This window comes from Sphingomonas silueang (assembly GCF_040049155.1).
GTDB classification, from domain to species: domain Bacteria; phylum Pseudomonadota; class Alphaproteobacteria; order Sphingomonadales; family Sphingomonadaceae; genus Sphingomonas; species Sphingomonas silueang.
Window position 1 is genome coordinate 38,455 of sequence record NZ_JBDZDK010000015.1, and the last position, 21,464, is coordinate 59,918.

Sequence of the window (21,464 nt, forward strand, 5' to 3'; positions counted from 1 at the left end):
AGGCGGATCAGCGCGGTACCGGCCCGCTCCCCCACGGGTTCCAGCAAAACAGTACTTTGCTGGGCTACCCGCACCCGGCCACCCATCAGGATACTGGCGTGGGTGGCCGGGTGGGGAGCGGGCCGGTACCGCTTCGACGTACGTGGAGCAGACTTTAACGCCCGCGCCCGCTGGCCGCGCGGCGGGGAAGCGGCTAACCCATGTTCGCCATGGATCTCTACCTCCCCATCGCCAATCTGTCGGTCAATGCGCTGGTGATCGTGCTGCTGGGCGGCGGCGTCGGGTTCCTGTCGGGCATGTTCGGGGTGGGCGGCGGGTTCCTGACCACGCCGCTGCTGATCTTCTACGGCATCCCGCCGACCGTCGCCGCCGCCTCCGCCGCCAGCCAGGTGACGGGGGCCAGCGTGTCGGGGGTGTTCGCGCATCTGCGACGTGGCGGGGTCGACTTCCGCATGGGCGGGGTACTGGTGGCGGGCGGCGTGCTGGGATCGGTCGCGGGCGCGTTCGTCTTTCGCCTGCTGCAATCGAGCGGGCAGATCGATACCGTCATCGCCATCCTCTATGTCGTGATGCTGGGGTCGATCGGCGGGCTGATGCTGAAGGAAGCAATCGGCGCGGTGCGGGTGCTGCGCGGCGCGATCCCGCCCCGGCCTGCGCGGCGGCGGCATCATCCGCTGGTCGCGGCGCTCCCCTTGCGCTGGCGCTTCTATGCCTCGGGGCTGTATATCTCGCCGCTCGCGCCGCTGCTGCTGGGGTTCGCGACGGGCATGCTGACGGTGCTGCTGGGGGTGGGCGGCGGATTCATCCTCGTGCCCGCGATGCTCTATCTGCTCGGCATGGGAACGCGGGTGGTGGTCGGCACCTCGCTGTTCCAGATCCTGTTCGTGACCGCCGCCGCCACGATGGTCCATGCGCTGACGACCAAGGCGGTCGATATCGTGCTGGCGGTGCTGCTGCTCGTCGGATCGGTGACGGGCGCGCAGATCGGTGCGCGGTTCGCGCAAAAGGCCAAGCCGGAGTATCTCCGCCTCGCGCTCGCGATCATCGTGCTGGCGGTGGCGTTCCGCATGGCGCTGGGGCTCGGATGGCGGCCCGACGACATCTATACGGTGCAGCCCGCGTGAGGCGGCGCATCGCCGCCCTGGCGCTCGCATCGCCGCTGTTGCTGGGGGCGACGGGCGCGCCGGTGCTGGTGCCCGACGTGTCGAGCCGCGACGTGCGCATCGCGTATAGTTTCACGGGCGCCGACCTGCTGCTGTTCGGCGCGATCCTCTATCCCGGCGGGCGGGTGCCGCAGGGGGACCGTCCCGCCGAGATCGTGGTGGTGGTGAAGGGCCCGCCCGAATCGATCGTGGTGCGCGAGAAGGAGAAGGTGGCGGGCATCTGGGTCAATGCCGACCGGATCAGCTACCGCTCGGCCCCGTCCTTCTATGCCATCGCCTCCTCGCGCCCGATCGGGCGGATCGTCGATGAACGCACCCGCGCGATCTACGAACTGGGGCTGGACAGCCTGCAACTCTCGCCCACTGCGGGCACGTCGGCGGCAGACCAGGCGCGCTTCGCCGCCGGGTTCGTCGACCTGCGCCGCCGTGCCGGGCTGTACCGCGAACTGCCGAACGCGGTCGAGATCACCGACGACGTGCTGTACCGCGCGGCGATCGCAATCCCGGCGCGGGTGCCGGTCGGCACCTTCACCGCCGAGACCTTCCTGATCCGTGACGGTCGCGTGCTGGCGGCGGCGGTGCGCGAGATCGACATCCGCAAATCGGGGTTCGAGCGCTTCGTCGCCACCGCCGCCGAGCGGGCATCGGTGCTCTACGGGCTGGTCGCGGTGCTGCTGTCGGTCGGCTTCGGCTGGGCGGCGGGGACGCTGTGGCGGCGGTTCTGAGGCGGATCCGGGGCAGGAACGCGACGGCCGTGGCACGTCCCTCGACGTCGCTCGGGACGAACGGATAGGTCGCTTCGTTACCAGCCCTGGATCGCGTCCGGGTCGATCGTGCCGATCAGCCGCCGCGCCGCGCGTCTGGCGAAGGCAAGGGTACAACGCTTGCGGACGTGCGCGGGCAGGGGGGTCGTCGCCGCCTCGCGCAGGATCGTCGCGTCGTAGCGGTCGGCGACGATGATCCCGGTCCGCTCGGGCAGGAACGCCTCGCCGTTCAAGGGGCCGGCATCGAACCCGGCAGGCACCGCCCAGAAATAGCGGTCGCAGTGGCCGAGATAGTCGGTCCACTTGCCGTCGCCGAGCAGGTCGGCGCGCGACACCTTGATCTCGACGATCACGATCTGCCCCCGCGCATCGATCGCCATCAGATCGGCGCGCCGCCCGCCGTCGAGCGGCACCTCGGCCATCGCGGTCAGGTCATGCGCGAGCAGCATCCGCGTGACGCCGCGCGCGACTTCGGCGGCGATCAGCGGATGGGTATCGGGCGCGGGGACGAAATCGCGAGGGGCGGCAAGACTCACCATCGCCGCATCATAGGAACATCATGCGAACATGGGAAGGGCCGGTTCAGCGATAGAAGACGTGATTCCCGACCGAGGCGACCCGTGCCTTGCCCCAGTTCGGGCTGAGGTGCCGGGCGTGGAAATAGAGCGCGTCCTTGGCCGGGCTCTCCCACAGATCCTTGGTGGCGACGCGGGCGACGGCGACGGCGGTCTTCCATGCGCGGCGGCTGGTGTCGATCTCGGGCAGCTTGCCGCCCTTCACGAACGAGAACTGCCCCGGCTGCTTGACGACCGAGCAGACCGACTTGGGGAAACGGCCCGAGGTGGTGCGGTTGAGGATGACGTCGGCGACGGCGAGCTGACCCGAGAGCGGTTCGCCCTTCGATTCGTAATAGACGCTGACGGCGAGGCAGTTGAGCTCTTCGTCGTCGATCGCGGCGCTCTGTGCGGCAACCGCGGCATCGAGCGAGGAGAAATCGGTGTCCGTGTCGGCGACGCTCGCATCCGCGGTGGCGTCGTCGGTGGCGACGGCCGGCTTTGCGGAGAGGTCCTGCACGACTTCGGCAGGGGGGGCGAACTGCACCGGGGCGTTCGCGGGAACCGTCGGGGTGGTCCGAAGGTTGGTAACCCTGGTCGGCGATGCGGTTTCTTCCGCGATCACCGGCGAGGCGAGGCCGGCAGCGAGTCCGGCAAGAAAGGTCACGGCGGCGATCGTCGCCGTGGGGAAGCGCAGCTTCATCTGTCGTCAATATTATGCGGTTGGTGCGCGACCGACGTGCCCTTCGCGAACGAAGGCCCGGCGACCGGACTTGCCCCCCGACTGCGTAACCGATCGGTATCGCACCCCGACCGGCACAACGCGTGTGCCTGATGCACGCCGCTTAGGTTTCGTTACGGTCCTGTGTCAATCAGCCCACAGGGTTTCAGCGGCCAACCGTTCGCCGCCTGCGACGATCGCCTCGACCACCCACAGGTCCGGGTCGTTGCGGCGTCGTTCCTGCCAGTAGCGGGTAAGCTCGCCTTCGCTCGCCAGATCGGGTTTGCGCCGGACGATCCTGGCCCGCCCGTCGAGATCGCGTTCGCGCTCGAACAGGGCGGCTGCGCCCGTGCGATCGATCGTCAGCAGCAGGACGATTCCGGACTCGGCGTCGCCGCGCGCCAGCACCATCGCCTGCCCGCCCGCCGCCTCCACCGCGCGCACGAAACCCCCGACCAGTAGTGCCGTGGGCAGGCCGCTCACGGGGTACGATAGCCCGGCAGGGTGGCGAGCGGGATGCGGCTTTTCATGAAGGTGCCGGTACCGCGCGCCGCCTCCTCGCCCTCGGCATCGATCAGGTGCGCGTCGGCGATGAACACCCGCCGCCGCCCGCTGACCCAGCGCCCCTCCGCCACCACCGGCCCCGGCCCGAGCGGGCGGGTGAGCAGCAGGTTGAACGCGGTGGTCAGCAGGAAGCGATCGGTGACGAGCGTGTTGGCGGCATAGAAGGCGGCATCGTCGAGCATCTTGAAATAGGCGGTGCCGTGCGCCGCGCCCGCCGCATGGAAGTGGCGCGGATCGATCGTGAAATGGATGCGCGCATGGCCCGCCCCCACGATCTCCAGCCGCGAATCGAACAGCCGGTTGACCGGGGCCGCGGCGTAGAGCGCCTCCAGTGCCCGGAAATGCGCCGCCTCGCCCGCGGGCGGCTCAGGCGGCGTCACGTGCCTCTACGCCTGACAGCAGCGCGTAGAGCGCGTCGGCGGACCCCGCCCCGCGCAGCTTCGCGCGGAACGCTGCATCGCGCAGGGCCCGCGACACCCGCGCCAGCGCCTTCAGATGATCGCTGCCCGCATTGGGCGGCGAGAACAGCGCGAACACCAGATCGACCGGCAGATCGTCGACCGCCGCGAAATCGAGCGGGCGGGCGAGGCGCAGGAACACCCCGCCGACCTGCCCCAGCGATGCGATCCGCGCATGGGGAATGGCGATGCCGCCGCCGAACGCGGTCGATCCCAGCCGTTCGCGTTCCGCGAGCAACTCGGCCACCGCGCGCGGATCCGTGTCGAACACCGCCCCCGCCACGGTGCCGAGCTGCGCGAACAATGCCTTGCGGGTGCCGACGGACACGTCCGCCAGCACCGACTTCGGCGATACCAGGTCGTGGAAATCGTACACTATGACGCTTGTGCCGCACGGTTGGGTTCGACCCAGCCGATCGTGCCGTCGTGGCGGCGATAGACCATGTTGAACGCGCCGGTGCCGCTGTTCAGGAACAGCAGCGCGTTGGTGTTGCGCAGGTCGAGCATCATCACCGCGTCGGACACGCTGGCATCGGGCACGTCGACCCGCGTCTCGGCGATGATGAGCGGGGCGTCGGCCACCTCCTCGTCATGATCGTCGTTGCCGCCGAACACGGTATAGCCCGCATTGTCGAAGCCGTTGTCGTATCCGCCCGCCTCGGTCATCGCCACGACCTGTGCCGCGTTGCGGTCCTTCAGGCGGCGGGTGTAGCGGCGCAGCTGCTTCTCGATCTTGTCCGCCGCACCGACGAACGCGCCCTGCGCATCCTGGCCGGTGTTATGCCCCTTGAGGACGAGGCCCTGGGTCACATGGCACACGATGTCGCAGACGAAGCCGTTGTCGTGCGGCCCCTTGCCGAACGTCGCGGTCGCAGAGATCGCGCGCTGGAAATATTTGTCGGCGATGCCCTGGAGCCGGTCCTGGACCATCACCTTCAGCGCGTCGCCAGTGTCGACCTGGTGCCCCGAAACCCGGATGTCCATGTAATCCTCCGTCATTGTGGTACTCGAAAACCGCTGAAAGCGGGGGGCGTCAACGCCTCAGGGCGCCGACTGTGCCCATAACGGTTCCTTCAGCGTGGCGATGAAGGCGGCATGCGCGGCCAGTTCGGCCTCGCTGGCATGGAAGGTGCGCGGCGGGCGGGGCTGCGGGGCGGCGACCGTCTCCACCCGTTCGACGACGACGGGGGCAGGCGCGGCGTCCAGCCCGAAGCCGATCTGCCGCCCGCCCATCAGCTCGACATAGACCTGCGACAGCAGCTGCGCGTCGAGCAGCGCGCCGTGCAGCACGCGGCGGCTGCGGTCGATCCCGAAGCGGCTGCACAGCGCGTCGAGCGTGTGCTTGGCGCCGGGATGGCGGCTGCGCGCGATCGCCAGCGTATCGACCATCCGCGACATCGCGATCGGCGCATATCCCGCCTGTTGCAGCTCGCCGTTGAGGAAGCCGAAATCGAAATTCGCATTGTGCGCGACGAGCGGCGCATCGCCGAGGAACGCCAGCAGCTCGTCGATCGCGGTCGGGAAGGCGGGCTTGTCGGCGAGGAAGGCGTCGGACAGGCCGTGCACCGCCTGCGCCTCCGCCGGCATCGAGCGGCCGGGGTTGAAATAGCGGTGGAAGGTCGCGCCCGTCTCCACCCGGTTGACCAGCTCGACGCAGCCGATCTCGACCAGCCGGTCGCCTTCGGAGAATTTGAACCCGGTGGTCTCGGTGTCGAACACGATCTCGCGCATCGCTACCTTATCCGCCTTCCCCCGCGCCCATGCAAGCGACCAGCGCCGCGACCCGTGCCCGCGTCGCGGCGGGCGTCGTGCCGGTATCGATCACATGGGTGGCGCGGGCACGCTTCTCGACATCGGGCAGCTGGCTGGCGAGGATGGCGGCGAAGGCGGTTTCGGTCATGCCGGGGCGGGCGAGGACGCGGACGCGCTGGACCGCTGCCGGGGCGGAGACGACCGCCACGGCATCGCAGTAGCGCTCGCCGCCGGTTTCGTAGAGCAAGGGCACGTCGAGCACGACCAGCGGTGCGGCGGCATGGAGCCGAAGGAAGCGTTCCCGTTCGGCGGCGACCGCGGGATGGACGATCGCTTCGAGTCGGCGGCGCGCGGCGGCATCGCCGAAGATCGCGGCGCGCAGGGCGGGGCGATCGACTCCGGCAGCGGAGGTCGTGCCGGGAAACGCCGCCTCGATCGCGGGCAGCAACGCGCCGCCCGGCCCCTGCAGCGCGTGGACCGCGGCATCGGCGTCGAACACCGGCACGCCGAGGTCACGGAACATCGCGGCGACGGTCGACTTGCCCATGCCGATCGATCCGGTGAGGCCGAGGACGAACGGGCGCGCCGCCTGCGTCACCGGGCGCGGGTCCGGCGGTCAAAATGTACAAACTTTACACTCGTGCCACGGGTTTCGGCAGGGCGGGACGGGCGCATCACCCCAGCAGCAACGCGCGCAGTTCGTCGTCGCGGTCGCGCGGCGGGGCGACGCCGAAGAAGAGCTCGAACGCCAGCGCCGCCTGTCCGACCAGCATCTCCAGCCCGTCGACCGTATCGAGGGCGCGGCCATGCGCCTGGGCCAGCAGGCCGGTCTCGATCGGGGCGTACACCGCATCGTACACCACCGCATCATCGGGCAGCGGCGAGAGGTCGACGGTCAGCGGCGGCTGACCGGTCATGCCCAGCGTGCTGGCGTTGACCAGCAGCTTTACCGGCGGCAGCGGCGCGGTGAGCGGCAGCGCGTCGCCCTTCAGGCCGAACTGCGCGAGCAGCCCCGCCGCCTTCAGCACGTTGCGGTTGAGCACCGTGACCCGCCCGACCCCCAGCCGCGACAGCGCGAACAGGATCGCGCGCGCCGCCCCCCCGGCACCGATGACCGCCACCGGCTTGCCCGTCAGGTCGAGTCCCGCGATCGGGGCATGGAAGCCCGCCGCGTCGGTGTTGGTCCCGATCCAGTCGCCGTCCTCGCCCCGGAACACCGTATTGATCGCGCCGATCGAGCCGCGCACGTCGCCCGGATCGGCGACATGGTCGAGCACGGCCAGCTTGTGCGGCGCGGTGACGTTGCATCCGCGCCAGGCCGGATCGACGCGCCGCGCCGCGAAATAATCGGCAAGCCCCTCCGGCGTGACGTGCGCCCTGCGATACTCGGCATCGATCCCGAGCTGGCGGAGCCAGAAGCCGTGGATCAGCGGCGACTTGGACTGGGCGATCGGATCGCCGATCACCTCGGCATAGGGCGTCATTGCGGCAATAGTCCCCGGTGGCGCAGATAGCGTTGCAGTTCGAGCAGCGGCAGGCCGAGGATCGTCCAGGGATCGCCGTCGATCCGGTCGAACAGCTGCACCCCCGGCCCCTCGATGCGGAAGCAGCCGACACAGCCCGCGACGGCGGGCCATTCGGCGTCGAGATAGGATTCGATGAAGCCGTCGGACATCGGCCGGACGGTCAGCTTCGCATGGCCGACGTGCCGCCAGACCGGACGCCCGCCCTCGACGATCACCGCCGCGCTGAACAGGTCGTGCCGCCCCCCGGCCAGGCTACGCAGGTGGCGCGCGGCGTCGGCACGGTCGACCGGCTTGTCGAGCACCGTCCCGTCGGTCAGCGCCACCACCGAATCCGCGCCCAGCACCAGGGTGCCCGGCACCCGCGTCGCGGCGCGCATCGCCTTCATTTCGGCAAGGGCGTCCGCCAGGTCGCGGGGCTTGAGCGCCTCGGCCGCCAGCGCCGCCTTGGCCGCATCCTCGTCCAGCCCGCTCGGGATCGCGTCGTGCGCGATGCCCGCCGCATCCAGCATCGCCCGCCGGGCGGCGCTCATCGAGGCGAGGACGAAACTCATGCGCGCGGCTCCAGTCGGCGTTCGTTGCACAAGGTGATGATCGCCGCCGCCGTCTCCTCGATCGAGCGGCGGGTCACGTCGATCACCGGCCAGCCGTTATCCGCGAACATCCGCCGCGCATAGGACAGTTCGCGCACCACCGCATCCTGTTCGACATAATCGGTGTCGGGCATCTGGTTGAGCGACAGCAGCCGGTTGCGCCGGATCGCGATCAGCCGGTCGGCGCTGGTCGTCAGCCCCACGACCAGCGGGTTCTTCAGCGTGAAGAGGATCGGCGGCGGCGGGCTTTCGACCACGATCGGGATGTTCGCGGCCTTGTAGCCGCGATTGGCGAGATAGATCGACGTCGGCGTCTTGGACGAGCGCGACACGCCCGCCAGCACGATATCGGCCTCCTCCCAATCCTCCGAGGCGATGCCGTCGTCATGGGCGATGGTCCACTGGATCGCCTCCACCCGCGCGAAATAGGCGGCGTCGAGGCTGTGCTGCCGCCCCGGCCGGGCCTTGGCCTCCTGTCCCAGCAGGTTGGAGAGCGCGTTGCTGACCGCGTCCATCGGCGCGACCGCGGGCAGGCCCAATGCCGCGCAGCGCGCCTCCAGCATCCGCCGGATCGCCGGATTGACCAGCGTATAGAGCACGAGGCCGGGATTGACCGCGATCTCCGACAGGATCCGCTCGAGATGCGTCTCGGAGCGGACCATCGGCCAGAAATGGCGCATGGTATCCACATCGTCGAACTGCGCCAGCGCCGCCTTGGCGATGTTCTCCAGCGTCTCGCCGGTGGAATCGGACAGGAGATGGAGGTGAAGGCGCATCGCCGATTCCCGCTGTGGACAAGCCTGTGGATAACTCGCGGAGAACCGCTAGCGTAAGCCGGACCCCCTGCAAAGCTGTGGATAAGTCGGAAGTTATCCACAGGGGATTCACACGCCCCGCACAGGGGCCGATTTTATCCACAGGCTGTGGATAACGTGGATAAGCCTGCGGGAATCGCGGGACTCCCGCGGAGTCCGGATGAGTCAATCTGTTGGCAATCCGGGCAATCCCCCATAAGCCCCGTTGTCCACCGCCCAACCACTTCCCCAACCTTTCTTGAATCCTCTTATGGTGTGGAGGCTCGCCTGACCGTTCCGACCGAACCGAAACCGCTGCTCGCGACGCTGCGTGGACATCGCCAGCCGCGCCCGCCGCTCTGGCTGATGCGTCAGGCCGGGCGGTACCTGCCCGAATATCGCGCGCTCCGGGCGGAGAAGGGCGGATTCCTCGCGCTGGTGCATGACAGTGCCGCCGCCGCCGAAGTGACTGTGCAGCCGCTGCGCCGCTTCGGGTTCGACGGGGCGATCCTGTTCAGCGACATCCTCGTCATCCCGCACGCACTCGGGCAGGACCTGTGGTTCGAGGCGGGGGAGGGGCCGCGCCTCGCCCCGCCGCTGGTCGACGGGGCATGGGCGGCGCTGACCGCCGCGCCCGAACGGCTCGACCCGGTGTACGAGACGGTGCGGCAGGTGGCGGCGATGCTGCCCCCGGGTGTGACCTTCCTCGGCTTCGCCGGATCGCCGTGGACCGTCGCCACCTATATGGTCGCGGGGCAGGGATCGAAGGAGCAGGCGGCGGCACGGCGGCTGGCGCATGCCGATCCGGCGGCGTTCGGATCGCTGATCGAGGCGATCGAGGAGGCGACCTTCACCTATCTGCTCGGCCAGATCGATGCCGGGGTCGAGGCGGTGCAGCTGTTCGACAGCTGGGCAGGGAGCCTGTCGCCGCAGCAGTTCGAGGCATGGGTGATCGCGCCGACCGCGCGGCTGGTCGCGCGGTTGCACGAGGCGCGGCCGGGCGTACCGGTGATCGGCTTCCCCAAGGGCGCGGGCGGCAAGCTCGCGGCCTATGCGCGCGAGACGGGCGCGGATGCGATCGGGCTGGACGAGACGGTCGATCCGGCGTGGGCGAACGCAGTGCTTCCGCAAGGGCTTCCGGTGCAGGGCAATCTCGATCCGCTGCTGCTGATCGCGGGCGGTGCGGCGCTCGATGCGGGGGTCGACCGGGTGCTGGCGGCCTTTCCGACAAGGCCGCATGTCTTCAACCTCGGCCATGGTATCCAGCAGGACACGCCGATCGCGCATGTCGAGCGGCTGGTGGCGAGGGTGCGCGGATGAGCGGGTTTCTGGGCGGCGCGTATCTCTGGGTGAAGGCGGCGCATATCGTCTTCGTCATCTTCTGGATGGCGGGGCTGTTCATGTTGCCGCGCTATCTGGTGCATCATCAGGAGGGTCTGGACGATCCGGCCGAACCGGCGCGCTGGGTGCGGCGCGAGGCGCTGCTCAGGCGGATGATCCTGACCCCGGCGATGATCGCGGTGTGGGTGCTGGGGCTGACGCTGGCGGCCAATGTCGGGCTGTTCGAGGGCGGCGCGGGGCTGGGGTGGCTGCACGCCAAGCTGTTGGTGGTGGTGGTGCTGACCGGCTATCACGGCTGGGCGGTCGGCTATGCAAGGAAGCTGGCGGCGGGGCGGCCGACGCTGACCCCGAAGCAGTTGCGGCTGGCGAACGAGCTGCCCGCGCTGGCGGCGATCGCGGCGGTGGTGCTGGCGGTGGTCAAGCCGTTCTGAGGGGGATGCGATGCTGGCATGGTTGATCGCGATGCAGGGGGTACCCGCAACCGATGTCGCCGACGACATACGCTGTGCGGCGGTGGTCGCCACGCGGCTGGAGCAGGTGCGCCCGGCCGAACGGCAGCCGCTGCTGGTCGCCCTGGCGTATTTCATCGGACGGATCGGCGTGGCTGCACCTGCGATCGATATCCCGATCGAGGTCGAGCGGGTGCGGCGCCTGCCCGATACGGTGACCGCCGCGACCAGCGCGCAATATGCCGCACGGATGCGCACCGTCGCCGAGACGTTCGTCATGTTCGACCGTGCCGCCAGGGGTGCTGCCTCGTCCAACTAGCACCGGCGTGTCGGCTTGACTTGATCGGGGACAGGACCTAGGTCCGGCGGCAGTGGTGCCCGGTCCTCGGTGCGCCCGTCCCAGCCGCTTGCGTCCGCCTGAGTGCCGACCCTGCCTCCCCATCGCTGTCCCGGACCCCCCATGCACCTCAAAGACCTAAAGAAGCACGCTCCCGCCGAACTCGTCTCCATGGCCGAGGAACTGGGGGTCGAAGGCGCGTCGACCATGCGCAAGCAGGACCTGATGTTCGCCATCCTCAAGGCGCGCGCCGAGAACGGCGAGCAGATCATGGGGGTCGGCACGATCGAGGTGCTGCAGGACGGCTTCGGCTTCCTGCGCAGCCCGGAAGCGAACTATCTCGCGGGGCCGGACGACATCTATGTCTCGCCCAACCAGGTGCGCAAGCATGGGCTTCGCACCGGCGACACCGTCGAGGGCGAGGTGCGCGCGCCCAAGGACGGCGAGCGCTATTTCGCGCTGACCCGGCTCGTCTCGGTCAATTTCGACGATCCCGATGCGGTGCGCCACCGGGTCAATTTCGACAACCTCACCCCGCTCTATCCCGAGCAGAAGCTGACGCTCGACCAGCTCGACCCGACGATCAAGGACAAGTCGGCGCGGGTGATCGACATTGTCAGCCCCCAGGGCAAGGGCCAGCGGTCGCTGATCGTCGCCCCGCCGCGCGTCGGCAAGACGGTGCTGCTCCAGAATATCGCCAAGGCGATCACCGACAACCATCCCGAAGTGTTCCTGATCGTCCTGCTGATCGACGAGCGCCCGGAGGAAGTCACCGACATGCAGCGCAGCGTGAAGGGCGAGGTGATCTCCTCGACCTTCGACGAACCGGCGCAGCGCCATGTGCAGGTCGCCGAAATGGTGATCGAAAAGGCCAAGCGCCTCGTCGAGCACAAGAAGGACGTGGTGATCCTGCTCGATTCGATCACGCGGCTGGGCCGGGCGTACAACACGGTCGTGCCGTCGTCGGGCAAGGTGCTGACCGGCGGTGTCGATGCGAACGCATTGCAGCGGCCCAAGCGCTTCTTCGGCGCGGCGCGCAACATCGAGGAGGGCGGGTCGCTGTCGATCATCGCCACCGCGCTGATCGATACCGGCAGCCGCATGGACGAGGTGATCTTCGAGGAGTTCAAGGGCACCGGCAACTCGGAAATCGTGCTCGACCGCAAGGTGGCGGACAAGCGCATCTTCCCGGCGCTGGACGTCGGCAAGTCGGGTACGCGCAAGGAAGAGCTGCTGGTCGACAAGACCAAGCTGTCCAAGATGTGGGTGCTGCGCCGCATCCTGATGCAGATGGGCACCGTCGACGCGATGGAGTTCCTGCTCGACAAGATGAAGAATTCCAAGACCAACGAGGACTTCTTCGACAGCATGAATCAGTGATCGAATGCGGCAGGCGGCGTGCCGCCGCCTGACTCGCATCGATCCGGCCGGCGGGCTGGAACGCCCGACCGACGACATGGGCTTCGCCCATGTCCGCCCGGAGCGCCCGCGCTTCCTTTGCCGGAAGCGCGGGCGTTCTCGCATTCCGAACCATTCGACCCTATGCATGGGGCATAACACCGAACCCGGGGGAGCCCATGAAGATCAACGTCACCGTCGACTGCACCCCCGAAGAGGCGCGCCGCGCGATGGGCCTGCCCGATTTCACCCCGGTGCACGACCGCTATGTCCAGATGCTGACCGACACGATGGAGAAGGGGGCCAGCCCCGAGCTGCTCGACCAGATGATGAAGAGCTGGGCGCCGATGGGCGAGGCGGGCATGACCTTCTGGCGCAAGATGTTCGAGAGTGCCACGCGCGGCGGCTGAGCCGATGGCGAGCACGATCTTTGCCGTGTCGAGCGGTCGCCCGCCCGCCGCCATCGCGGTGGTGCGGGTGTCGGGCGCGGGCGCGCGCGCGGCGGTGACCGCGCTGGCGGGCACCTTGCCGCCGCCGCGCGCGGCAAGGTTGCGAAGGTTGCGCAGAACGGGCGACGGCGCGCTGCTCGACCGGGCGGTGGTGCTGGTGTTCGACGCCCCGAACACCGCGACCGGCGAGGATCTGGTCGAACTGCACCTGCACGGCGGGCGGGCGGTGGTCGCGGCGGTCGAGGCCGAGCTGGCGGCCATCCCCGGCCTGCGCCCCGCCGAGCCGGGCGAGTTCACCCGGCGGGCACTGGCGCATGGCCGGATCGACTTGACCGAGGCGGAAGGGCTGGCCGACCTGTTGTCGGCGGAGACGGAAGCGCAGCGACGCCTCGCGATCGATACCAGCGGCGGACGATTGCGGCGACAGGTCGCACGCTGGTCCGCCGATGCGACGATGCTGGCGGCGCAGGTCGAGGCGATCCTCGACCATGGCGACGAGGACGACGTCGATGCGGGCGATGCGGTGCTCGACGGCATTCGGGTACAGGCGGTGGCGCTGGCGGGCGCCATCGATGCCGTACTCGCCGCGCCGCCGGTCGAGCGGTTGCGCGACGGCATCCGCGTGGTGCTGGCCGGGCCGCCCAATGCGGGCAAGTCGACGCTGCTCAACGCGCTGGTCGGGCGCGATGCGGCGATCGTATCGCCGGTGGCGGGGACGACCCGCGACGTGATCGAGACGCCGGTGGTGCGCGAAGGGGTCGCGTGGCTGTTCCTCGATACCGCGGGGCTACGCGATGCGACCGACGATGCGATCGAGGCGATCGGCATCGATCGGGCAGGGGCGGCGATGGCGGGGGCGGACATCGTGCTGTGGCTGGGCGACGATGCGCCGCCGCCGGGCGCGCTGGCGCTGTGGCCGCGCGCCGACCTGCCCGGTCGCGTCGCACCGCCGGAGCGGATCGGCGTGTCGGCGGAGACGGGCGCGGGGATGGAGGCGCTGTGGCAGGCGCTGGCCGATCGGGCGAAGGCGTTGTTGCCCAGGGTCGACGAACTGGCGCTCAACCGTCGTCAGGCCGACCATGCCCGGACTGCCGCCGCCGCATTGCACCGCGCGGCGGCGCAGCATGATCCGCTGTTGCTCGCCGAAGAATTGCGATATGTTCTTAACGGCTTTGCGGCATTGACCGGGCAGCACGCCACCGAAGCGATGCTCGACGGGCTGTTCGGGCACTTCTGTATCGGGAAATGATGTTCCACGTGGAACGATGGAAATGATGACGTTCGATGTAGTGATCGTCGGTGGCGGCCATGCCGGTACCGAAGCCGCCCATGCGGCGGCGCGGCGTGGGGCGCGGACTGCGCTGATCGACTTCGATCCGGCGCGGATCGGAGCGATGTCGTGCAACCCGGCGATCGGGGGGCTCGGCAAGGGCCATATCGTCCGCGAGATCGACGCGCTGGGCGGGGTGATGGCGCGTGCGGCGGATGGCGCGGCGATCCATCACCGCATGCTGAACCGCAGCAAGGGATCGGCGGTGCAGGGGCCGCGGGTGCAGGCCGACCGGGTGCGCTATGCCGCGGCGGTCAAGGCGCTGCTGGCGCATCCGAACCTGACCGTCATCGGCTGCGACAGCGTGGCGCTGACCGTGGCAGGCGATCGGGTGACGGGCGTCGAACTGGCCGATGGTATGCTGATCGGCGCCGGCGCGGTGGTGCTGGCGACCGGCACGTTCCTCGGCGGCACGATGTTCAGGGGGGACGAGCGGTCGGTCGGCGGGCGGATCGGGGAGCGGGCGGCGACGCGATTGGGACAGCAGTTGCGCGACTTGTCGCTGCCGATCGCGCGGCTCAAGACCGGCACGCCGCCGCGGCTCGACGGGCGGACGATCGACTGGGCGGCGCTGCCCGAGCAGCCGTCGGACCGCGAGGTGTGGACCATGTCGCCGCTGAGCGATCCGGCGCAGCGACTGCCGCAACTCGCCTGCGCCATCGCCCGGACCACGGCGGCGACGCACGATATCATCCGCGCCGGGCTGGACCGGTCGCCATTGTTCTCGGGATCGATCGCGGGGCGGGGGCCGCGCTATTGCCCGTCGATCGAGGACAAGGTGCATCGCTTCGGCGACCGCGACGGGCATCAGATCTTCCTCGAACCCGAGGGACTCGACACGCATCTGGTCTATCCCAACGGCGTCTCGACCTCGCTGCCGACCGATGTGCAGCTGGCGATGCTGCGCAGCGTCGCCGGGCTGGAACGGGTGGTGATCGAGACGCCGGGCTATGCGGTCGAATATGACTATATCGATCCGCGCGCGCTGGATGCGACGCTGGGGTTGCGCGCGCTGACCGGGCTGTATTTCGCCGGGCAGATCAACGGCACGACCGGCTATGAGGAAGCGGGCGGGCAGGGGCTGGTGGCGGGTGCCAATGCCACCGCCCATGCGCTGGGGCTCGCGCCGCTGATCCTCGATCGCGCGTCGAGCTATATCGGGGTGATGATCGACGATCTGGTGTTGCAGGGCGTGTCCGAGCCCTACCGGATGATGACCGCGCGCGCGGAATATCGGCTGCGGCTGCGCTCCGACAACGCGACTACGCGGCTGGGCGGCATTGCGGAAGACGCGGGGCTGTTGTCGCCCGAACGGATGGCGTTCAACCGGGCGCGGGCCGGGCGGCGCGATGCGCTGGCGGCGGAACTGGCGGTGCGGCATCCGGCAGGCGCGTTGCAGTCGCGCGGCGCCCCGGTCGGCGGGACCGATACCCGCAGCGGCATGGAATGGCTGCTGGTGCACGGCGTCACCCCGGCGCATCTGGGCGTGAGCGCGGACGACGATATCCTGACCGAGCTGGTCGAGGATGCGCGCTATGCCCCCTATCTCGAACGGCAGGCGGCGGAACTGGCGGCGGCGCGCGACGATCATGTCGTGCTGCCCACCGACTTCCCGTTCGCACGGGTGCCGGGGCTCTCGAACGAGATGATCGAGCGCCTCACCGCCGCCCAGCCCGAGACGCTGGCGGCGGCAGGCCGGGTGCAGGGGGTGACGCCCGCCGCGCTGGTCACGATCCTGCTGCATCATCGCGGCGGGCGGCTGGCGGCATGAGCGAGGCGGACGCGCAGGGCTGGATCGCGCAGCGGTTCGATGCGGCGAAGGTCGATCGGCTGGCGGCCTTTGCCGACCGGATCGTGGCGGAGACGGCGCACCAGAATCTGATCGCGGCATCGACGGTGCCGCATATCTGGGAGCGCCACATCCTCGATTCGGCGCAACTGGTGCCGCTGGCCGATGCGGCGGGGCCCGGCGACTGGATCGATATCGGATCGGGCGCGGGCTTTCCGGGCATCGTCGCCGCGATCCTGACCGGGCGGCGCACGGTGCTGGTCGAACCGCGGGCACGGCGGGCGCAGTTGCTGGAGGCGATCGCCGCCGATCTCGGCCTCGGCAACGTCGTGGTGCATCAGGCGAAGATCGAGCGCCTCCCCGCTGACCACCCGGCGGCGATCATCAGCGCGCGGGCGGTGGCGAGGCTCGACGCATTATTCGCAATCGGCCTTGGGCATGCGAACCGCGATACGCTATGGCTGTTGCCCAAGGGGCGCAGCGCGGCCGACGAACTGGCCGAAGCGCGCCGTGTCTGGCGCGGAACGTTTCACGTGGAACACAGCATCACCGATCCGGCATCGGCCATCGTGATCGCTACGGGAGTGCACAAGCCATGATCTGTATCGCGATCGCGAACCAGAAGGGGGGCGTCGGCAAGACGACGACCGCGATCAATGTCGGCACCGCACTGGCGGCGACTGGCCTCGAAGTGCTGATCCTCGACCTCGATCCGCAGGGCAATGCCTCGACCGGGCTGGGGATCGGGCGGAACGACCGGCAGTTCTCGACCTACGACCTGCTGGTCGGCGACATGATGCTGACCGAGGCGGTGATCCCGACCAAGGTGCCGCGGCTGTCGATCGTGCCCGCCACGGTCGACCTGTCGGGCGCGGAGATCGAGCTGATCGAGTTCGAGGCGCGCACCCATCGCCTCGACCGGGTGGTCGAGGCCAGCGGCGGCAAATGGGACGTGATCCTCGTCGATTGTCCGCCGTCGCTGGGGCTGCTGACGGTCAATGCGATGGTGGCGAGCCATGCGCTGCTGGTGCCGCTGCAATGCGAGTTCTTCGCGCTGGAGGGGCTGAGCCAGCTGCTCAGCACCGTCGAGCGGATTCGCGGGCGGTTCAATCCGGGGCTGTCGATCCTCGGCGTGGTGCTGACGATGTACGACCGGCGCAACCGGCTGACCGATCAGGTGAGCGACGATGTGCGCGCGGTGCTGGGCAAGGTGGTGTTCGACACGGTGATCCCGCGCAACGTGCGCCTGTCCGAAGCGCCGAGCCACGGCATGCCCGCGCTGATCTACGATTATCGCTGCGCCGGGTCGGAGGCCTATATCGCGCTGGCCCGCGAGGTCATCGCGCGGCTGCCCAAGCTGGCGGAAGCGGCATGAGCGAGGCGCAGACGCCGCGTCGCGCACCGCGTGCCGGATTGGGCCGGGGGCTGAGCGCGCTGTTCGGCGATGTCGAGGGCGAGGGGCAGCCCGCGCGCGGTTCCACCACGCCGTCGGTCGGCGTGCGGCAGTTGCCGATCACCGCGCTGACGCCGATGGCGGGGCAGCCGCGCCGCTTCTTCGACGATGCGGCGCTGGACGAGCTGGCGGAATCGATCGCCGCGCGCGGGATCATCCAGCCGATCGTGGTGCGCCCGCACGGCAAGGGCTATGAGATCGTCGCGGGCGAGCGGCGCTGGCGCGCGGCGCAGCGGGCACGGCTGCACGAGGTGCCGGTCGTCGTGCGCGACCTGACCGATGCCGAGACGATGGAAATCGCGCTGGTCGAGAATATCCAGCGCCGCGACCTGACCGCGATCGAGGAGGCGGAGGGCTATCGCCGCCTGATCGACGAGTTCGGCCATACCCAGGAAGCACTGGCGCACCTGGTGGCCAAGTCGCGCAGCCATGTCGCGAACCTGCTGCGGCTGCTCGACCTGCCGCGCGCCATCCAGGAGATGGTCGGCGACCAGCGCATCTCGATGGGCCATGCCCGCGCGCTCATCAATGTGCCGGAGGCGGAGGCGATCGCCCAGCGGATCGTCGCCAAGGGGCTGTCGGTGCGCGAGGTCGAGAAGCTGGCGCGCGGCGCGAAGGGCGAGGCGAAGCCGCGCGAGCGTGCCGTGGGGCAGCGCGATCCGCTGGCGGGCGACGACGGCACCAGCGATGCCGACCTGCGCGCGCTGGAGCGGCAGCTGGGCGACGTGCTGGGGCTGAAGGTCAGCATCGTGCATGGCGAACAGGGCGGGGCGATCACCATCGGCTATTCGACGCTCGGCCAGCTCGATCTGGTGTGCCAGCGGTTGAGCGGCGACATGATCTGATACCCGGCCTTAACCCTGTCGTGCGCAGGGTATGGCCATGGTTTCGCTTGCTCCTGCCGTCCCGCCGCCGGTGATCGGGACGGTCCTTGCCATATCCGGCCCTGCCAGCCGGTTGCTGCTCGACCTCGGGCAGATTCATGCGCTGGCCGATCTGCCCGATGCCGTCACCGCCGCCGGGGGACAGATCGGATCGCAGGTGCGGATGCGCGTCGGCAGCCGCTGGGTCGTCGCCAGCATCCGCGCGATGCGGCTGGCCGATACGGGCGAGCAGGTGATCGCCGAGGTCGATTTCCTGGGGGAGGGCGAGGCGATCGGCGACAGCATCGATCGCTTCCGGCGCGGCGTGACGCGCTATCCGCTGCCGGGTACCGCGGTGCAGGCGGTGACGACCGACGATCTGCGGCGGGTCTATGCCGCCGACGATCGCGCGCGGATCGAGATCGGCCATGTCCATCCGACCCGCGACGTGCGCGCCGCGTTGCAGGTCGATGCGCTGCTCGGCAAGCATTTCGCGCTGCTGGGATCGACCGGGACCGGCAAGTCGACCTCGGCGGCGCTGATCCTGCATCGCATCTGCGAACAGCATCCGCAGGCGCATATCGTGATGGTCGATCCGCACGGCGAATATGCCGCCGCGTTCGGCGACACGGCAATGCGGTTCGACGCGGGCAACCTGCAACTGCCATACTGGCTGCTCGACCTGCGCGAGCATTGCGAACTGCTGCTGACCAGCAGCGGGGCGGAGCGGCAGGTGGATGCCGACATCCTCGGCCGCTGCCTGCTGGCGGCACGCGCGAAGCACCGGCTGGCGCAGGAGGTCGGGCGGCTGACGGTGGATTCGCCGATCCCCTATCTGCTGACCGACCTGCTCCAGATCCTGCAACAGGACATGGGGCGGATGAACCGGGCGGGCGACACCGCGCCCTATCTGCGCATCCGCGGGCGGATCGACGAGGTGCGTGCCGATCCGCGCTATGGCTTCATGTTCTCCGGGCTGCTGGTCGCCGATACGATGGCGGCGCTATTGAAGCGGGTGTTCCGCCTGCCCGCCGAGGGGCGGCCGGTGTCGATCGTCGATGTGTCGGGCATGCCGTCCGAAGTGACCGGGGTGGTCGTGTCGGTGCTGGCGCGGCTGGTGTTCGACTATGCGCTGTGGTCGCGCGACGAACCGCGCCGCCCGATCCTGCTGGTATGCGAGGAGGCGCATCGCTACGTCCCCAACGAACGGCATGCCGATGGATCGCCGGTCGCGCAGATCCTGAGCCGCATCGCCAAGGAAGGGCGCAAGTACGGCGTCGCGCTGGGTCTCATCACCCAGCGACCTTCCGACCTTGCGGAAGGGGTGTTGTCGCAGTGCGGCACGATCCTGACGATGCGGCTCAACAACGAACGCGACCAGGCGTTCGTGCGGGCGGCGATGCCGGAAGGCGCGCGCGGCTTCCTCGATGCGATCCCGGCGCTGCGCAACCGCGAATGCATCGTGGTGGGGGAGGGGGTGGCGACGCCGATCCGGGTGTTGTTCGACGACCTCGAACCGGAGCGTTGCCCGGCGTCGACCGATCCGTCCTTCTCGACGCTGTGGCGCCAGACGGGGGAGGAGGATGCGATCGTCGCGCGGACCATCCGGCGGTGGCGGGCGCAGGGGCGGTAGGGCGCTGGCCACGTTCCACGTGGAACAGCGCTCAGCGCGTGCCGACCGCCATTAGTCCGGCGAGCGTCCGCCGGAAGCGCGCCAGTTCCTCGCCCTGCAACCGCTCGACAGTAGCGAACGACACGCGGCGCGGATCGATCGGCTGGCCGTGCTGCCACAGTTCGTAATGCAGGTGCGGCCCGGTCGACAGCCCGGTCGAACCGACATAGCCGATCACCTGCCCCTGCGCGACGCGCATGCCGGGGCGCACGACGATGCGGCTCATATGGCCATAGCCGGTGGCGAGCCCGCCGCCGTGGAGCAGCTTGACGAAATTGCCATAGCCGCCGTGGCGCCCGGCGATCGCTACCGTGCCGTCGGTCGTCGCGCGGATCGGCGAACCATAGGCGGCGGCGAAGTCCATGCCCTTGTGCAGTCGCCGGAAGCCCAGCACCGGATGCATTCGCCAGCCGAAGTTGGACGAGATGCGCGCCGCGACCGGCCATGTCATCCGCCCCTTGCGCTCGCCCACCCCGGCGGGGTCGAGCCATTCGGTGCGCGCGCCGTCCTGCCAGCGGACCAGCCGCACCGCGCGCCGCCCCTCCAGCCCGGCGTAGAGCAGCTGCCCGAGCTGGACTTCGCCCGTCGCGGCGCGGGCCTGCTCGACGATCAGGTCGAAGCGGTCGTCCTGCCCCAGCTGGCCCATCGGCACGAGGCCGGACACCGCCTTGATATAGCTCTCCACCGCCCTGGCGGGCGCACCGGCGGCGCGGGCGGCGCGATACAGGCTGGTGCCGACGCGACCGCGCAGCCGCAACGGGGTGTGGTCGATCGCGATCGGGCGGGCATCGAGCCGCAATTCGCCGCCTTCGCGCACCACGTCGAGCGCGAGGTCGAAGCGCGCGCGAAAGGCAAGGCGTTCGAGCGGGCGCGGCTGCTGCAGGCTGTCGCGCCGCCCCAGCGTAATGTCGAGCCGGGTGCCGGGCGACAGTTCGGCGGGATCGATGCGTCCGGCGACGAGGGATGCGACCCGTTGCGCCTCGCCCCGGCCTACGCCCGAGCGTTCGAGCGTGGCGGCAAGCCCGGTGCCGAGCGTCGCGGTCGCCTCGAGGATCGGGCGTTCGGGGGTGTCGGCGAGTTGGACGACGCGCTTCGTCGGCGCGACGCGACTGCCGCTTACGGCACCCAGCGCACTTGCACCGAAGGCGAGGCTGCGGGTGTCGGCCTGTGCCGCATCGTCGAAGGCGGCGGGAACGGCAGCGAGGATCGGACGGCCGATCGACGGGGCGAGCAGCCACGCCGCGCCGCACAGCGCGGTGCAGGTGGCGAGGCCACGCCACCAGTCGCGCGATCCGATGTCGGCGCCGAGGTCCACCGTCCAGTCGCGTTCGGCGATGGCGGCGATGCGCGGCGCGGCGGCGGCGATCGGCGCGCGCCCGAAGCGCAGCGCGCTGGTGCCCCCGGCCCATTCCAGTCCTTCGTCGGTGCGCAGGAACACGCTGGCTTCGATCCCCGTCAGCGGCCGCATCCCCCGGCCCGGTCGTTTCCCTGTGCACC

The 21,464-nt window shown here is 69.7% G+C and carries 25 protein-coding genes; 13 read left to right on the forward strand and 12 right to left on the reverse strand.

The features are described 5' to 3' along the window. The first annotated feature begins 209 nt into the window (after positions 1 to 209). Both ABLE43_RS14335 and ABLE43_RS14340 read left to right on the forward strand, forming a co-directional pair. Entirely contained in the window at positions 210 to 1,124 is a 915-nt protein-coding gene (locus tag ABLE43_RS14335) for a sulfite exporter TauE/SafE family protein (protein WP_348979169.1), read from the forward strand. Continuing rightward, positions 1,085 to 1,888 carry a TIGR02186 family protein gene (locus tag ABLE43_RS14340; RefSeq protein ID WP_348979117.1) on the forward strand — a complete coding sequence of 268 codons (804 nt, stop codon included), beginning with the start codon at positions 1,085 to 1,087 and terminating at the stop codon, positions 1,886 to 1,888. Before ABLE43_RS14335 ends, ABLE43_RS14340 begins: the two co-directional genes overlap by 40 nt. Before the next feature lie 77 nt (positions 1,889 to 1,965). Here ABLE43_RS14340 and ABLE43_RS14345 read toward each other — a convergent pair whose 3' ends face one another. From ABLE43_RS14345 to ABLE43_RS14395, 11 genes are all read right to left on the reverse strand, one after another. Beyond that, complete coding sequence (locus ABLE43_RS14345) at positions 1,966 to 2,466, reverse strand: MmcB family DNA repair protein (RefSeq protein ID WP_348979118.1); 501 nt, start codon at positions 2,464 to 2,466, stop codon at positions 1,966 to 1,968. 43 nt (positions 2,467 to 2,509) lie between these two features. Next, positions 2,510 to 3,184, reverse strand: a complete 675-nt coding sequence (locus ABLE43_RS14350) for a cell wall hydrolase (RefSeq protein ID WP_348979119.1) — start codon at positions 3,182 to 3,184, stop codon at positions 2,510 to 2,512. A gap of 165 nt (positions 3,185 to 3,349) precedes the next feature. Continuing rightward, entirely contained in the window at positions 3,350 to 3,685 is a 336-nt protein-coding gene (locus ABLE43_RS14355; RefSeq protein WP_348979120.1) for a DUF1491 family protein, read from the reverse strand. After that, the gene (locus ABLE43_RS14360) at positions 3,682 to 4,146 is read right to left on the reverse strand and encodes a PaaI family thioesterase (RefSeq protein ID WP_348979121.1); all 465 of its coding nucleotides are present in this window, start codon (positions 4,144 to 4,146) and stop codon (positions 3,682 to 3,684) included. Before ABLE43_RS14360 ends, ABLE43_RS14355 begins: the two co-directional genes overlap by 4 nt. Continuing rightward, positions 4,133 to 4,600, reverse strand: coding sequence for a PTS sugar transporter subunit IIA (locus tag ABLE43_RS14365; RefSeq protein WP_348979122.1), 468 nt, complete (start codon positions 4,598 to 4,600; stop codon positions 4,133 to 4,135). Before ABLE43_RS14365 ends, ABLE43_RS14360 begins: the two co-directional genes overlap by 14 nt. Then, entirely contained in the window at positions 4,600 to 5,208 is a 609-nt protein-coding gene (gene hpf, locus ABLE43_RS14370; RefSeq protein ID WP_348979123.1) for a ribosome hibernation-promoting factor, HPF/YfiA family, read from the reverse strand. The genes ABLE43_RS14365 and hpf overlap by 1 nt, the downstream gene beginning before the upstream one ends. Positions 5,209 to 5,265: 57 nt before the next feature. Continuing rightward, positions 5,266 to 5,955, reverse strand: a complete 690-nt coding sequence (gene dnaQ, locus ABLE43_RS14375) for a DNA polymerase III subunit epsilon (RefSeq protein WP_348979124.1) — start codon at positions 5,953 to 5,955, stop codon at positions 5,266 to 5,268. Between the two features lie 7 nt (positions 5,956 to 5,962). After that, positions 5,963 to 6,574: a dephospho-CoA kinase gene (gene coaE, locus ABLE43_RS14380; protein WP_348979125.1), complete on the reverse strand. Its 612-nt coding sequence runs from the start codon at positions 6,572 to 6,574 to the stop codon at positions 5,963 to 5,965. A 76-nt stretch (positions 6,575 to 6,650) separates the two neighbouring features. Then, positions 6,651 to 7,460 (reverse strand): shikimate dehydrogenase family protein, encoded by an 810-nt coding sequence (locus ABLE43_RS14385; RefSeq protein WP_348979126.1) that lies wholly within the window; start codon positions 7,458 to 7,460, stop codon positions 6,651 to 6,653. After that, positions 7,457 to 8,053 carry a Maf family protein gene (locus tag ABLE43_RS14390; RefSeq protein WP_348979127.1) on the reverse strand — a complete coding sequence of 199 codons (597 nt, stop codon included), beginning with the start codon at positions 8,051 to 8,053 and terminating at the stop codon, positions 7,457 to 7,459. The genes ABLE43_RS14385 and ABLE43_RS14390 overlap by 4 nt, the downstream gene beginning before the upstream one ends. Continuing rightward, the gene (locus tag ABLE43_RS14395; protein ID WP_348979128.1) at positions 8,050 to 8,868 is read right to left on the reverse strand and encodes a pyruvate, water dikinase regulatory protein; all 819 of its coding nucleotides are present in this window, start codon (positions 8,866 to 8,868) and stop codon (positions 8,050 to 8,052) included. The genes ABLE43_RS14390 and ABLE43_RS14395 overlap by 4 nt, the downstream gene beginning before the upstream one ends. A gap of 294 nt (positions 8,869 to 9,162) precedes the next feature. On the opposite strand from ABLE43_RS14395, the gene hemE reads away from it, so the two are divergent. From hemE to ABLE43_RS14450, 11 genes are all read left to right on the forward strand, one after another. Continuing rightward, positions 9,163 to 10,206 carry a uroporphyrinogen decarboxylase gene (gene hemE / locus ABLE43_RS14400; protein WP_348979129.1) on the forward strand — a complete coding sequence of 348 codons (1,044 nt, stop codon included), beginning with the start codon at positions 9,163 to 9,165 and terminating at the stop codon, positions 10,204 to 10,206. Further along, a complete protein-coding gene (locus ABLE43_RS14405; RefSeq protein ID WP_348979130.1) occupies positions 10,203 to 10,658 on the forward strand; it encodes a CopD family protein in 456 nt (151 codons plus the stop codon). Before hemE ends, ABLE43_RS14405 begins: the two co-directional genes overlap by 4 nt. A 10-nt stretch (positions 10,659 to 10,668) precedes the next feature. Next, complete coding sequence (locus tag ABLE43_RS14410; RefSeq protein WP_348979131.1) at positions 10,669 to 10,995, forward strand: hypothetical protein; 327 nt, start codon at positions 10,669 to 10,671, stop codon at positions 10,993 to 10,995. A gap of 141 nt (positions 10,996 to 11,136) precedes the next feature. Next, complete coding sequence (gene rho / locus ABLE43_RS14415; protein ID WP_348979132.1) at positions 11,137 to 12,393, forward strand: transcription termination factor Rho; 1,257 nt, start codon at positions 11,137 to 11,139, stop codon at positions 12,391 to 12,393. A gap of 197 nt (positions 12,394 to 12,590) precedes the next feature. After that, positions 12,591 to 12,821 (forward strand): DUF6489 family protein, encoded by a 231-nt coding sequence (locus ABLE43_RS14420; protein WP_348979133.1) that lies wholly within the window; start codon positions 12,591 to 12,593, stop codon positions 12,819 to 12,821. A 4-nt stretch (positions 12,822 to 12,825) separates the two neighbouring features. Next, the gene (gene mnmE / locus ABLE43_RS14425; RefSeq protein WP_348979134.1) at positions 12,826 to 14,109 is read left to right on the forward strand and encodes a tRNA uridine-5-carboxymethylaminomethyl(34) synthesis GTPase MnmE; all 1,284 of its coding nucleotides are present in this window, start codon (positions 12,826 to 12,828) and stop codon (positions 14,107 to 14,109) included. Between the two features lie 22 nt (positions 14,110 to 14,131). Continuing rightward, positions 14,132 to 15,961 carry a tRNA uridine-5-carboxymethylaminomethyl(34) synthesis enzyme MnmG gene (gene mnmG / locus ABLE43_RS14430; protein ID WP_348979135.1) on the forward strand — a complete coding sequence of 610 codons (1,830 nt, stop codon included), beginning with the start codon at positions 14,132 to 14,134 and terminating at the stop codon, positions 15,959 to 15,961. After that, the gene (gene rsmG / locus ABLE43_RS14435) at positions 15,958 to 16,578 is read left to right on the forward strand and encodes a 16S rRNA (guanine(527)-N(7))-methyltransferase RsmG (RefSeq protein ID WP_348979136.1); all 621 of its coding nucleotides are present in this window, start codon (positions 15,958 to 15,960) and stop codon (positions 16,576 to 16,578) included. The genes mnmG and rsmG overlap by 4 nt, the downstream gene beginning before the upstream one ends. Beyond that, positions 16,575 to 17,354, forward strand: coding sequence for a ParA family protein (locus ABLE43_RS14440; RefSeq protein WP_348979137.1), 780 nt, complete (start codon positions 16,575 to 16,577; stop codon positions 17,352 to 17,354). The genes rsmG and ABLE43_RS14440 overlap by 4 nt, the downstream gene beginning before the upstream one ends. Further along, positions 17,351 to 18,277, forward strand: coding sequence for a ParB/RepB/Spo0J family partition protein (locus ABLE43_RS14445; RefSeq protein WP_348979138.1), 927 nt, complete (start codon positions 17,351 to 17,353; stop codon positions 18,275 to 18,277). Before ABLE43_RS14440 ends, ABLE43_RS14445 begins: the two co-directional genes overlap by 4 nt. Before the next feature lie 37 nt (positions 18,278 to 18,314). Continuing rightward, positions 18,315 to 19,928, forward strand: coding sequence for an ATP-binding protein (locus tag ABLE43_RS14450; protein WP_348979139.1), 1,614 nt, complete (start codon positions 18,315 to 18,317; stop codon positions 19,926 to 19,928). 31 nt (positions 19,929 to 19,959) lie between these two features. Here ABLE43_RS14450 and ABLE43_RS14455 read toward each other — a convergent pair whose 3' ends face one another. Then, the gene (locus ABLE43_RS14455) at positions 19,960 to 21,435 is read right to left on the reverse strand and encodes a M23 family metallopeptidase (RefSeq protein WP_348979140.1); all 1,476 of its coding nucleotides are present in this window, start codon (positions 21,433 to 21,435) and stop codon (positions 19,960 to 19,962) included. Between the last annotated feature and the right edge of the window lie 29 nt (positions 21,436 to 21,464).

What these genes read in the sequence shown, in the direction of transcription:
- ABLE43_RS14335 (WP_348979169.1), top strand. Translation starts at nt 210, where the DNA reads ATGGATCTCTACCTCCCCATCGCCAATCTGTCGGTCAATGCGCTGGTG.
- ABLE43_RS14340 (WP_348979117.1), top strand. Translation starts at nt 1,085, where the DNA reads ATGGCGGCCCGACGACATCTATACGGTGCAGCCCGCGTGAGGCGGCGC.
- ABLE43_RS14345 (WP_348979118.1), bottom strand. Translation starts at nt 2,466, where the DNA reads ATGGTGAGTCTTGCCGCCCCTCGCGATTTCGTCCCCGCGCCCGATACC.
- ABLE43_RS14350 (WP_348979119.1), bottom strand. Translation starts at nt 3,184, where the DNA reads ATGAAGCTGCGCTTCCCCACGGCGACGATCGCCGCCGTGACCTTTCTT.
- hpf (WP_348979123.1), bottom strand. Translation starts at nt 5,208, where the DNA reads ATGGACATCCGGGTTTCGGGGCACCAGGTCGACACTGGCGACGCGCTG.
- dnaQ (WP_348979124.1), bottom strand. Translation starts at nt 5,955, where the DNA reads ATGCGCGAGATCGTGTTCGACACCGAGACCACCGGGTTCAAATTCTCC.
- ABLE43_RS14385 (WP_348979126.1), bottom strand. Translation starts at nt 7,460, where the DNA reads ATGACGCCCTATGCCGAGGTGATCGGCGATCCGATCGCCCAGTCCAAG.
- ABLE43_RS14390 (WP_348979127.1), bottom strand. Translation starts at nt 8,053, where the DNA reads ATGAGTTTCGTCCTCGCCTCGATGAGCGCCGCCCGGCGGGCGATGCTG.
- ABLE43_RS14395 (WP_348979128.1), bottom strand. Translation starts at nt 8,868, where the DNA reads ATGCGCCTTCACCTCCATCTCCTGTCCGATTCCACCGGCGAGACGCTG.
- ABLE43_RS14405 (WP_348979130.1), top strand. Translation starts at nt 10,203, where the DNA reads ATGAGCGGGTTTCTGGGCGGCGCGTATCTCTGGGTGAAGGCGGCGCAT.
- ABLE43_RS14410 (WP_348979131.1), top strand. Translation starts at nt 10,669, where the DNA reads ATGCTGGCATGGTTGATCGCGATGCAGGGGGTACCCGCAACCGATGTC.
- rho (WP_348979132.1), top strand. Translation starts at nt 11,137, where the DNA reads ATGCACCTCAAAGACCTAAAGAAGCACGCTCCCGCCGAACTCGTCTCC.
- ABLE43_RS14420 (WP_348979133.1), top strand. Translation starts at nt 12,591, where the DNA reads ATGAAGATCAACGTCACCGTCGACTGCACCCCCGAAGAGGCGCGCCGC.
- mnmE (WP_348979134.1), top strand. Translation starts at nt 12,826, where the DNA reads ATGGCGAGCACGATCTTTGCCGTGTCGAGCGGTCGCCCGCCCGCCGCC.
- mnmG (WP_348979135.1), top strand. Translation starts at nt 14,132, where the DNA reads ATGATGACGTTCGATGTAGTGATCGTCGGTGGCGGCCATGCCGGTACC.
- rsmG (WP_348979136.1), top strand. Translation starts at nt 15,958, where the DNA reads ATGAGCGAGGCGGACGCGCAGGGCTGGATCGCGCAGCGGTTCGATGCG.
- ABLE43_RS14440 (WP_348979137.1), top strand. Translation starts at nt 16,575, where the DNA reads ATGATCTGTATCGCGATCGCGAACCAGAAGGGGGGCGTCGGCAAGACG.
- ABLE43_RS14445 (WP_348979138.1), top strand. Translation starts at nt 17,351, where the DNA reads ATGAGCGAGGCGCAGACGCCGCGTCGCGCACCGCGTGCCGGATTGGGC.
- ABLE43_RS14450 (WP_348979139.1), top strand. Translation starts at nt 18,315, where the DNA reads ATGGTTTCGCTTGCTCCTGCCGTCCCGCCGCCGGTGATCGGGACGGTC.
- ABLE43_RS14455 (WP_348979140.1), bottom strand. Translation starts at nt 21,435, where the DNA reads ATGCGGCCGCTGACGGGGATCGAAGCCAGCGTGTTCCTGCGCACCGAC.